This is a genomic window from Streptomyces sp. NPDC025651 (assembly GCF_055558735.1).
The window spans coordinates 182,331-193,895 of the sequence record NZ_JBVHLZ010000014.1 but is presented as its reverse complement, the minus strand read 5'-3'; the positions used below and the strand labels follow the sequence as shown (position 1 = coordinate 193,895).

The 11,565-nt window shown below is 69.3% G+C and carries 5 protein-coding genes, 1 tRNA gene and 1 rRNA gene; 5 read left to right on the top strand and 2 right to left on the bottom strand.

Annotated features, from left to right (window positions below):
• Together rrf and ACZ4D5_RS37635 are read left to right on the top strand one after the other, a co-directional pair.
• Positions 1–94, top strand: a 5S ribosomal RNA gene (gene rrf, locus ACZ4D5_RS37640); the annotation flags it as partial.
• 118 nt (positions 95–212) lie between these two features.
• A complete protein-coding gene (locus tag ACZ4D5_RS37635; protein ID WP_467776979.1) occupies positions 213–875 on the top strand; it encodes a DegT/DnrJ/EryC1/StrS family aminotransferase in 663 nt (220 codons plus the stop codon).
• Between the two features lie 4 nt (positions 876–879).
• Here ACZ4D5_RS37635 and ACZ4D5_RS37630 read toward each other — a convergent pair whose 3' ends face one another.
• Positions 880–1,794 (bottom strand): CE1 family esterase, encoded by a 915-nt coding sequence (locus ACZ4D5_RS37630; RefSeq protein ID WP_467776969.1) that lies wholly within the window; start codon positions 1,792–1,794, stop codon positions 880–882.
• A 118-nt stretch (positions 1,795–1,912) separates the two neighbouring features.
• Here ACZ4D5_RS37630 and ACZ4D5_RS37625 point away from each other — a divergent pair.
• Positions 1,913–1,985, top strand: a tRNA-Thr gene (locus tag ACZ4D5_RS37625).
• 112 nt (positions 1,986–2,097) lie between these two features.
• On the opposite strand, the gene ACZ4D5_RS37620 is transcribed toward ACZ4D5_RS37625, so the two are convergent.
• Complete coding sequence (locus ACZ4D5_RS37620; protein WP_467776968.1) at positions 2,098–4,782, bottom strand: SpoIIE family protein phosphatase; 2,685 nt, start codon at positions 4,780–4,782, stop codon at positions 2,098–2,100.
• Positions 4,783–5,058: 276 nt separating this feature from the next.
• Here ACZ4D5_RS37620 and ACZ4D5_RS37615 point away from each other — a divergent pair, with 276 nt between their 5' ends.
• Both ACZ4D5_RS37615 and ACZ4D5_RS37610 read left to right on the top strand, forming a co-directional pair.
• The gene (locus ACZ4D5_RS37615; RefSeq protein ID WP_467776967.1) at positions 5,059–10,566 is read left to right on the top strand and encodes a HAMP domain-containing protein; all 5,508 of its coding nucleotides are present in this window, start codon (positions 5,059–5,061) and stop codon (positions 10,564–10,566) included.
• Between the two features lie 244 nt (positions 10,567–10,810).
• Positions 10,811–11,494, top strand: coding sequence for a response regulator (locus ACZ4D5_RS37610; protein WP_467776966.1), 684 nt, complete (start codon positions 10,811–10,813; stop codon positions 11,492–11,494).
• The last annotated feature ends 71 nt before the right edge of the window (positions 11,495–11,565 follow it).

The following is an 11,565-nucleotide window of genomic DNA, read 5'->3' as shown; positions in this document are numbered from 1 at the left end:
AACGCCCGGTTACATTCCGAACCCGGAAGCTAAGCCTCACAGCGCCGATGGTACTGCAGGGGGGACCCTGTGGGAGAGTAGGACGCCGCCGAACTAATCTTGATAAGAGAGCTGGTCCCTGAACTTCGGTTCAGGGACCAGCTCTTTTTTGTTTTGCGTCACTTGCCGTTCACGTTGCGCAGCCAACATCCGCAGACATGGGGACAGTTGGAATGTTGCGCGCCGCGGGTGTCGGTACCGGTGACGAGGTCGTCGTGCCGGCCTACGGGAACGCCGAGGTCGCCGAGGACGTGCTCCTCGCCGGTGCGGTGCCCGTCTTCGCCGACATCGACGCGGACACGTACTGCCTCGACCCCGAGGCCGTCGCCGCCGTCGTGACGCCTCGTACGGCCGCCGTCGTCGTCGTGCATCGCTTCGGGCGCCAGGCCGATGTGCGGCGGATGCGGGACCTGGGGCAGCGGCACGGGCTTCTCGTGCTGGAGCAGGGCGAGTCGGAAGCCCCGTACGAAGGGGTGGAGCGTCGGCGGGCGCACGCCGCGTATCTCAGCGGACGGCTCAGTGGCGTCGTCACGCCCGACGGCGGCGAGGGGCACAGCTACCAGCAGTACGTCGTGAGAGTGCCGGGGAACGGGCGGCCCGACCGGGACGCGTTCGCACGGGCCTTGCGGTCCAAGGGAGTTGACTGCCACGTGCCCGTGAAGACCCCCGTGCACCGCATGCCGCGGTTCCGCAGGGACGTACATCTGCCCGAGACCGAGCGGGCCGCGGACGAGACGCTGGCGCTGCCGGCCGGGGCTTCCATGTCGCGGCGCGACCTGCAGCGCGTCGTCTCGGCGTGCAACGCGCTCGGCGGGCTGCTTCAACCGGCTTTCTAGGCCGTCAGGACGCCTTCTTGGTGTGGGACTCGAAGAACTCCCACAGGAGGTCAGTGGCGTTGATGCCGGCCGCCGGGTCGGACATGCCGCCGCCCGCGCCGTTCGGCCAGGAATGGCCCATCTCGGGCAGCCGGTAGACGACCACGTCCGAGCCGTCGCGGCACCTGGCCGTCGTCTTCTTGATCCTTTTCTTGAGCGAAGTGGGCTTGCCCGCCTTGCAGGACAGGCGCTTCTGCCAGGACGTGATGCCCTCGTCCATCCCGGCGTAGTGCTCGTCGAGGCCACCGATGAAGGTGATCACGGAGACCGGCGTCTTCGGCATGTACGAGGCCTTCTCCGCGTCGGTGCCGAGATATCCGCCGCTGACCGGGGCGATGGCCGCGAAGGTGTCGGGGAGTTCGACGGCGAGCCTGTAGGACATGTCGCCGCCGTTGGAGATCCCCGTGGCGTAGACGCGGTTCGGATCGGCGTTCCAGGTGCCGGTCAGCCGCTTCGTCATCGTACGGATGAAGCCGACGTCGTCCTCGGTGCCGCAGCAGATCAGGGCGTTGTAGCCGCGGTTGAGGCCGTCGGGGTAGGCGACGAGGAAGTTCTCCTTGTCCGCCTTGGCGCTGAGGCCGCTGATGGCGGCCGCTGCCGCGCCGTCGGCCGGATAGGGGTGCATGGCGACGACGAGGGGGAGGCGGTCGCGCGGGCTGTAGCCGGGTGGGGCGTGGATGGTGTAGACGCGCTTCTCGCCCTTCCAGGTGATCGTGACCTTCTGGTCGCCGGGGCGTGGGGTCTCCTTCGCCGCGGGCTTCCTGGCGGGCTTCGGGTCCGCGTCGTTGTCGTCGGATCCGCAGGCCGCGAGCGGCAGGAGCAGGGCGGCGAGCGCCGCCGACAAGGTGTACCGCCGGGGTGTGCCACGTCGGGTGGACATGCGCGCAGCGTCGCAGTGGCGCGGCGGGCGGTCCAGAGGAACGGGCGGTTCGAGGCGCCTTCGATTTCAGGTATGATCTATTCCGTTGCCGCGGGGAAAACCCCGAAGCACACAGCAGGCCCCTATAGCTCAGTCGGTAGAGCGTCTCCATGGTAAGGAGAAGGTCAGCGGTTCGATTCCGCTTGGGGGCTCAAGTAAGAAAGGCCTCCGCCCAGTTGGGCGGGGGCCTTCTTTGTTTGGCCGGGAATCTCCGGCGGCGGAGGCGGGGATGACCGGGGCATCACGGAGGATGCCCCGGCGCGCTCAGTCCTTGTGGAGGCCGGGGACGCGCATCGCGAGGATCGCCATGTCGTCGGACGGGGCGTCCGTGGCGAAGCGCTCCACCGCGCGCATGATGCGGGCCGCGACCGCGCCGGCCGTCAGGCCCGTACACGTCGTGAGGACGTCCGCGAGGCCGTCGTCGCCGAGCATGCGGGTGCCCTCGCGGCGCTCGGTGACGCCGTCCGTCACGCAGAGCAGGACGTCGCCGGGGTCGAGCGTCATCGTCTGCTCGTACAGCTCGAGGTCGTCCATGACGCCGAGCAGCGGCTGCGGTTCCGCGTACGGCTCGACGGTGCCGTCCTGTCGCAGGCGGAGCGGGAGCGGATGGCCTGCGCAGACGATCTTCAGTACGGCCGAGCCGTCCTCCTGGGGCCACAGCTCGCCGTACAGGAGGGTGAGGAAGCGGCTGCGGGCGCCCTCGTCGAGGATCGCCGCGTTCAGGCGCTCCAGGACCGCGGGACCGCCGAAGCCCTCGCGGGCGAGCAGGCGCAGGGCGTGGCGGGCGAGGCCCGTGACGGCTGCCGCCTCCGGGCCCGTGCCGCAGACGTCGCCGATCGCGAAGCCGTACGCGCCGTCGCGGATGGGGAAGAGGTCGTAAAAGTCGCCGCCGACCTCGTTGCCCTCGCCGGCCGCGCGGTAGATGACCTCGACCTCGACGCCCGGGATCTGCGGGAGCTCCGGGGGCAGCAGGCTGCGCTGGAGGGACTGGCTGATGGCCATGCGCTCCGAGTACAGACGGGCGTTGTCGAGGGCGAGGGCCGCTCGGCGGGAGAGATCTTCGGCCAATTCCAGGATCTCTTGGCGGAAGTGCTCGTCGGAGGGCTTGCCGAGGGTGAGCATGCCGATGACGCGGTTGCGGGCGACCAGGGGGAGGACCACGGTCTCGCCGCCGACCGCGGAAGCGGTGGAGAGCGTTGTGCCGATGCCCGAGCCCAGGCTCATGGGTTCGCCGAGGCCCAGGCTGCGCATGGAGGTGCGCAGGGCCGCCTGGTGCGCGGCCTCGGAGGGGGCCGCCCAGACGCGGGCGCCCGGCGTGGGGACCGGGTCGGGCGGGGCGATCTTGGAGAGGAGGGCCTTGAGGCCGTCGATGCGCTCCTCGTCCTCGTGCAGGACGTACGAGAGGTAGGGCTCGGCCGACTGGTCGGCGATGGTGTAGACGGCGCACCAGGTGGCGAGCGTGGGGACCGTCATCTGGGCCATGAGGGCCAGCGTCTGGTCGCGGTCGAGGGTGCCTGCGAGCAGGTCGGAGGCCTCGACGAGGAAGGAGAGCGAGCCGCGGCGGAGTCTCTCCAGCTCGCCGAGGCGCGCGGACTCCACGGCGAGGGCGATGCGGTCGGCGGCGAACTGCAGGCGCAGGGCCTCTTCGTTCGAGTAGCGGCCCGCGGCCTCCGCGGCGACGCCGAGGGAGCCCGTGAGGCGGCCCTCGACCTTCAGCGGGACCGTGACGACGGAGCGCATGCCGGTGCCGGTGAGCAGCGGGACCGCGCCCGGGACGACCGTGAGGTCCTCGTGGACGGCAGGCATGCGGGCGGAGCCGTAGCGCCCGGGGGCCGACTCGACCTGGACGCGGGCGAAGCGCTGGCGGGCCGATGGCAGGCCCGTGGAGGCGCGGACCTCCAGCTCGGTCTCGTCGTCGGTGGCCAGGAGCAGGAAGGCGGCGTCGCCGTCGAGCATGTCGCGGGCGCGCTCGACGGTGCGCTGGAGGAGGCCGTCGAGGTCGTCGGGGGCGGGGGAGCCGATGAAGACCTCGAAGGGGTCCGTGGCGTTCGGCTCGCTGAGCGTGGCCTGGTCGGGCGTCCCGCCGCGCAGCGGGGTCTGCAGCACGGCGCGCTCGTCGTCGCGTACGAGGAGGCAGACCGTGGACGGCTCGCCGTCGGTGTCGCGGACGCGCAGGTGCGAGGCGTAGACCGGGATGACGCGGCCGTGGGCGCCGCGGACGCCGTAGCTGCCTTCCCAGCGGGAGAGTTGGAGGGCCTCGGCGATGCCGGTGCTGGTGCCGGGGGTGTGCGGCCAGGCCGCCAGGTCGTTCAGGGGCTTGCCGATGACCTGTTCCGCCACGTACCCGAAGAGTTCCTCGGCGTCCTCGTTCCAGGCGGAGATGGCGCCCAGGCGGTCGATCTGGATGACGGCGACGCGGACCCTGCCGTCGGCGATCGGGAGGAGGTCGGCCGGGAGCGAGGGGCCCGCGGTGCGGGTGCCCACGGGGCGGTCGGGGAGGTCGAGTTGGAACCAGACCTGCTTGTGCGTGGGGGTGTACTCGACGCCCCAGCGGGTGGCGAGCGCCGCGCAGAGCTGGAGGCCGCGGCCGCCCTCGCGGTCGGGGCTGCCCATGTTGACGGCGGACTGCTGGAGCGGGATCTCGCGCTCGGGATAGTGGTCGGCGACCTCGATGCGTACGGCGTCCTCGCTGCGCAGGCACTGGACGTCGGCGGCCGTGCCGGCGTGTACGACGGCGTTGGTGACCAGCTCGCTGGTGAGGACGACGGCGTCGTCGACGACGTCGGTGAACCCCCAGCCCTGGAGGGTGTCGCGCACGAAGGAGCGGGCCGTCGCGACGGAACGCCCGACGGGTTCGAAGGTGGCAGCCGCACGCGCGGTGATCACAGCACTCCTCGTACGAGTATCGACAGTGTCGACTGTATCGACGCCCAGTTCTCCCGAACCCATGGTGCGGCCGCCCCTCCGATGCCCGCTCGATTCGTGTACCAACGCCCTGGCCGGGCAGGACCGGGGTGGTTGGACAGCCGGATGCAAGGTTACTTACCTTCGCCGTCCATGCTGATGCCGGTCGTCAGTGTTTCCGCCCGGAGGGTGTGCGGGCGGTGTGCGAAGCTGCCGAACTGTTATGGCCTGGTTCAGCCATGGTGAAACACTGGGCAAGCTTCTTGGAGACAGCCCAGAACAACCCGAGCAGTACCGGTCGACCCTTGCGGGAGGGACACAGTGGAGTCTGGCGCAGCGACGCGGGGCACTAAGACGCGCGCGAAAGACGGACAGTCCCTGAACAAACAGCGCAAACCGCGCAATGGGGCGACTGCCTCGGTGGACGCGGCGGCCTTGAACCGGCTGCTCGCGGCCCTGGTGGCGATGCGGGACGGGAATTTCCGAAAGAGGCTCACGGTCTCCGGCGACGACGTCATGTCGGAGATCGCCGCGGTCTTCAACGAGGTCGCCGACCGCAATCTGCACCTGACAGGAGAGCTGTCACGGGTGCGACGCATGGTCGGACGTGAGGGAAAACTCACGGAACGGCTGGAGAGCGGAGCGAGCGAGGGCTCGTGGGCGGCCGCGATCGACGCGTCGAACGCGCTCGTCGATGATCTTGTACGTCCCGTCAGCGAGGTCGGCCGGGTCCTGTCCGCGGTGGCGGAGGGCGACCTGGAGCAGCGCATGGAGCTGCGGGCGCAGGCCGTCGACGGAAACGGTCATCCGCTGCGCGGGGAGTTCCTCAAGGTCGGGCGGACGGTCAACAACCTCGTCGACCAGCTCTCCACCTTCACCGACGAGGTCACGCGCGTGGCCAGCGAGGTCGGCACCGAGGGCAAGCTCGGCGGCCAGGCCAGGGTGCGCGGGATGTCCGGGTCGTGGAAGGACCTCACGGACTCCGTGAACACCATGGCGTACCGCCTGACCGCGCAGGTGCGGGACATCGCGCTGGTGACGACGGCGGTCGCCAAGGGCGATCTGTCGCGCAAGGTCACCGTCCATGTCGCGGGCGAGATGCTGGAGTTGAAGAACACCGTCAACACGATGGTGGACCAGCTGTCGTCGTTCTCCTCCGAAGTGACGCGTGTGGCGCGCGAGGTGGGCACGGAGGGCGAGCTCGGCGGCCAGGCGCAGGTGCCCGGCGTCGCGGGCGTGTGGAAGGACCTCACCGACTCGGTGAACCTCATGGCCGGCAACCTGACCGCGCAGGTGCGCGGGATCGCCCAGGTCACGACCGCGGTCGCGAACGGTGACCTGTCGCAGAAGGTGACGGTCTCGGCGCGCGGCGAGGTCGCGCAGCTTGCCGAAACCATCAACCAGATGACCGAGACGCTGCGTACGTTCGCGGACGAGGTCACGCGCGTGGCCAACGAGGTCGGTGCCGAGGGGCAGCTGGGCGGTCAGGCCAACGTGCCGGGCGCGGCGGGCACTTGGAAGGACCTGACCGACTCGGTCAACACGGTCTTCCGCAACCTCACCACGCAGGTGCGGGACATCGCGACGGTGACGACGGCGGTGGCGAGCGGTGATCTGTCGCAGAAGGTCACCGTGGACGTCGCGGGCGAGATGCTCGAGCTGAAGAACACCGTGAACACGATGGTCGACCAGCTCTCGGCCTTCGGTTCCGAAGTGACGCGTGTGGCGCGGGAGATCGGTGTCGAGGGTGAGCTCGGCGGCCAGGCGCAGGTGCAGGGCGCGGCCGGTACGTGGAAGGACCTGACGGACTCCGTCAACACCGCCTTCCGCAACCTGACCGGGCAGGTCCGCAACATCGCGCAGGTGACGACGGCGGTGGCGAACGGCGACCTGTCGCAGAAGGTCACCGTCGACGTCTCCGGCGAGATGCTCCAGCTGAAGAACACCGTGAACACGATGGTGGACCAGCTGTCGTCCTTCGCCGACCAGGTCACGCGGATGGCGCGCGACGTGGGCACGGAGGGGCGCCTGGGCGGTCAGGCCCGCGTGGACGGCGTGAGCGGTACGTGGAAGGACCTGACCGACTCCGTCAACTTCATGGCGGGGAACCTGACGTCACAGGTGCGGCAGATCGCCCAGGTGACGACGGCCGTGGCCCGCGGCGATCTCTCCCAGAAGATCGAGGTCGACGCGCGCGGCGAGATCCTGGAGCTGAAGAACACCATCAACACGATGGTCGACCAGCTCTCCGCCTTCGCCGACCAGGTGACCCGGGTGGCCCGCGAGGTGGGCACCGAGGGGCGCCTGGGCGGTCAGGCGCAGGTGCCCGGCGTGGCCGGCGTGTGGCGCGACCTGACGGACTCCGTGAACGGCATGGCCGGCAACCTCACGGCGCAGGTCCGCAACATCGCGCAGGTCGCGACGGCGGTGGCCCGCGGTGACCTGTCCCAGAAGATCGACGTGGACGCGCGCGGCGAGATCCTGGAGCTGAAGAACACCCTGAACACGATGGTGGACCAGCTGTCCGCCTTCGCCGAGCAGGTCACGCGGGTCGCCCGCGAGGTGGGTACGGACGGCATCCTCGGCGGCCAGGCCGAGGTCCAGGGCGTCTCGGGCACCTGGAAGGACCTCACGCAGTCCGTGAACGGCATGGCGAACAACCTCACCCTGCAGGTGCGGAACATCGCCGAGGTCACCACGGCCGTCGCCATGGGCGACCTCTCCAAGAAGATCACCGTCGACGCGAAGGGCGAGATCCTCGAACTCGTCACGACCGTCAACACGATGGTCGACCAGCTGTCGTCGTTCGCCGAGCAGGTCACGCGTGTGGCCCGCGAGGTGGGTACGGAGGGCCAGTTGGGCGGTCAGGCACGGGTGCCGGGCGTCACCGGCATCTGGAAAGACCTGAGCGACAACGTCAACCTGATGGCCAACAACCTGACCAGCCAGGTGCGGAACATCTCCCAGGTCTCGGCCGCGGTCGCCAACGGCGACCTCACCAAGAAGGTCACGGTCGAGGCGCGCGGCGAGGTCGCGCAGCTCGCCGACACGGTCAACACCATGGTGACGACGCTGAGTTCGTTCGCCGACGAGGTCACGCGTGTGGCCCGCGAGGTGGGCACCGACGGCATCCTGGGCGGCCAGGCGCGCGTGCCGGGCGTCTCGGGTACGTGGAAGGACCTCACCGAGTCCGTGAACTCGATGGCGTCCAACCTGACCGGACAGGTCCGCAACATCGCGATGGTCACCACCGCGATCGCCAAGGGTGATCTGACCAAGAAGATCGACATCGACGCCCGGGGCGAGATCCTGGAGCTCAAGACCACGATCAACACGATGGTGGACCAGCTGTCGTCCTTCGCCGAGCAGGTCACCCGGGTCGCCCGCGAGGTGGGCACCGAGGGGCAGCTGGGCGGCCAGGCACGCGTGCGTGACGTCGACGGCACGTGGCGCGACCTCACGGAGTCCGTGAACGAGATGGCCGGGAACCTCACCCGGCAGGTGCGCGCCATCGCGAAGGTAGCCACCGCGGTGACCCGCGGCGACCTCAACCTCAAGATCGAGGTCGACGCGGCGGGCGAGATCCAGGTCCTGCAGGACAACATCAACACGATGATCGCGAACCTGCGCGACACCACCCTCGCCAACAAGGAACAGGACTGGCTCAAGGGCAACCTCGCGCGGATCTCCGGTCTGATGCAGGGCCGCCGCGACCTGGAGGACGTGGCCTCGCTGATCATGAGCGAGCTGACGCCGGTGGTCTCCGCGCAGCACGGCGCGTTCTTCCTCGCGATGCCCACGGACGACGGCCAGGACCTCGGGGGCGACCACGAGGACGCGTACGAACTGCGGATGCTCGGCAGCTACGGCTACTCCATGGGATCCATGCCGACGTCCTTCCGGCCCGGCGAGACCCTCATCGGGACGGCCGCCAAGGAGCGGCGCACGATCCTCGTGGAGAACGCGCCCTCCGGCTATCTGCGGATCGCCTCCGGCCTCGGTGAGGCGCCGCCCGCGCAGGTGATCGTGTTGCCGGTGCTCTTCGAAGGGACCGTGCTCGGCGTGATCGAGCTGGCCGCCTTCCAGCCCTTCACGCAGATCCAGAAGGACTTCCTCAGCCAGATCGCCGAGATGATCGCGACGAGCGTCAACACGATCAGCGTCAACACCAAGACCGAGGTGCTGCTGAAGCAGTCGCAGGAGCTGACCGAGCAACTGCGGGAGCGTTCGGCCGAGTTGGAGAACCGGCAGAAGGCGCTGCAGGACTCGAACGCGGAGCTGGAGGAGAAGGCCGAGCTGCTCGCCCAGCAGAACCGCGACATCGAGGTCAAGAACACCGAGATCGAAGAGGCCAGGCAGGTCCTGGAGGAGCGCGCCGAGCAGCTCGCGGTCTCGATGCGCTACAAGTCCGAGTTCCTCGCGAACATGTCGCACGAGCTGCGTACACCGCTCAACTCCCTGCTCATCCTGGCCAAGTTGCTCGCCGACAACGCCGACGCGAACCTCACCCCCAAGCAGGTCGAGTTCGCCGAGACGATCCACGGCGCGGGCTCGGACCTGCTGCAGCTCATCAACGACATCCTCGACCTGTCGAAGGTCGAGGCGGGCAAGATGGACGTCTCCCCGACGCGCATCGCCCTGGTCCAACTCGTCGACTACGTAGAGGCCACTTTCCGCCCGCTGACCGCGGAGAAGGGACTCGACTTCTCCGTACGCGTGTCTCCGGAGCTGCCCGCGACGCTGCACACGGACGAACAGCGGCTGCTGCAGGTGCTGCGCAACCTGCTGTCCAACGCGGTGAAGTTCACCGACTCCGGAGCGGTCGAGCTGGTGATCCGGCACGCCAACAACGACGTGCCCAACGCCATCCGCGAGCAGCTCCTGGAGGCGGGCTCGCTGCGTGACGCGGACGCCGACCTGATCGCCTTCTCGGTGACGGACACCGGCATCGGCATCGCGGCCAGCAAGATGCGCGTCATCTTCGAGGCGTTCAAGCAGGCCGACGGCACGACCAGCAGGAAGTACGGCGGCACCGGCCTCGGCCTCTCCATCAGCCGGGAGATCGCGCGGCTGCTGGGCGGCGAGATCCACGCGCAGAGCGAACCGGGCCGCGGCTCGACCTTCACGCTCTATTTGCCGCTGCACCCGAGCGAACTGCCGCCCCAGGGCTACGCGCAGCTCGCCCCCGCGCCCGCGGCGCCGGAACTGCCCGCCCTGGAGGAGGGCGCTCCGGCGGAGGCCCCGGCGCAGGACGAGGGTGCCCCGGTGCGCCACGAGGCGCCGACGGGTCCTGCCGCGCTCTTCCGGCGCCGCCGTCGCGCGGTGGCCGCCGCCGCGGAGCAGCCGACCGCGCTGCCGGGTCAGACGGCGGCCGGGCCCCAGGAGCAGCGCCCGCAGGAGCAGTGGCCGGCCGCGGCGCAGGAGGCGCCGGTCGCGCGGCCCGGTTTCCACTTCGGCGGCGAGAAGGTCCTGATCGTCGACGACGACATCCGCAACGTCTTCGCGCTCACCAGCGTTCTGGAGCAGCACGGTCTGTCGGTGCTGTACGCGGAGAACGGCCGCGAGGGCATCGAAGTCCTGGAGCAGCACGACGACGTGACGGTCGTTCTGATGGACATCATGATGCCGGAGATGGACGGGTACGCGACGACGACGGCGATCCGCAGGATGCCGCAGTTCGCCGGGCTCCCGATCATCGCGCTCACCGCGAAGGCGATGAAGGGCGACCGGGAGAAGGCGATCGACTCCGGAGCTTCCGACTACGTCACGAAGCCGGTCGACCCGGATCACCTGTTGTCGGTGATGGAGCAGTGGATGCGCGGCCAGTGACCGAGAACCGGCTTCGTCACACGGAGTTGCTGACAGAGTGTGGCCGAGGCCGTGTAGAACCGCGGTATTCGGGGAACCTTCTGGTCTCCCACCGCGTTTCTGCTACGTGCACAGTGACATCGCGGTGACAGGGTGTGGCGACAGGCGGGGTGCGGCTACCATGACCGGCACAAGGACGGGCGGCGCAAGGGAGTCGTCCTCTGGGGCGGCGCCCGGTGTACCGCCGGGGCGAGGAGGGCGGGCCATGGTGCAGAAGGCCAAGATCCTCCTGGTCGATGACCGGCCGGAGAATCTGCTGGCGCTGGAGGCCATCCTCTCTGCGCTCGATCAGACACTGGTGCGGGCATCGTCCGGGGAGGAAGCGCTCAAAGCACTACTCACGGACGACTTCGCGGTCATTCTGCTGGACGTCCAGATGCCTGGAATGGACGGTTTCGAAACCGCGGCGCACATCAAGCGGCGGGAGCGGACCCGGGACATCCCGATCATCTTCCTCACCGCCATCAACCACGGGCCGCATCACACCTTCCGCGGCTATGCCGCGGGCGCGGTGGACTACATCTCCAAGCCGTTCGACCCGTGGGTGCTGCGCGCGAAGGTCTCGGTGTTCGTCGAGCTGTACATGAAGAACTGCCAACTGCGGGAGCAGGCAGCTCTGCTGCGCCTCCAGCTCGAAGGCGGCGGCAAGGCGGCGGCGGGCGACGCGAAGGAGCCCGCGGGGCTGCTCGCCGAGCTCTCGGCGCGGCTCGCGGCCGTCGAGGAGCAGGCCGAGGCGCTCTCCAAGCAGCTGGACGACGACTCCGCGGATGCCGCCGCGGTCGCCACCGCAGCCCATCTCGAACGCAAACTCACCGGTCTTCGGCGGGCTCTTGACGCCCTGGAACCGGGTACGGGAAGCGGCGCTCCCTCGGTCCCCTCGCAGAACTGACGCGGCACCAGGCATCACTGAGGGGCCGCCACGGCTCTCGGGCACGGTGATTTCCCGTCAGTTCGCTGTCC

Excerpts from the sequence above, each read along its gene's own strand:
- ACZ4D5_RS37620 (WP_467776968.1), bottom strand. The coding sequence starts at position 4,782 with ATGGGTTCGGGAGAACTGGGCGTCGATACAGTCGACACTGTCGATACT.
- ACZ4D5_RS37635 (WP_467776979.1), top strand. The coding sequence starts at position 213 with ATGTTGCGCGCCGCGGGTGTCGGTACCGGTGACGAGGTCGTCGTGCCG.
- ACZ4D5_RS37610 (WP_467776966.1), top strand. The coding sequence starts at position 10,811 with ATGGTGCAGAAGGCCAAGATCCTCCTGGTCGATGACCGGCCGGAGAAT.
- ACZ4D5_RS37630 (WP_467776969.1), bottom strand. The coding sequence starts at position 1,794 with ATGTCCACCCGACGTGGCACACCCCGGCGGTACACCTTGTCGGCGGCG.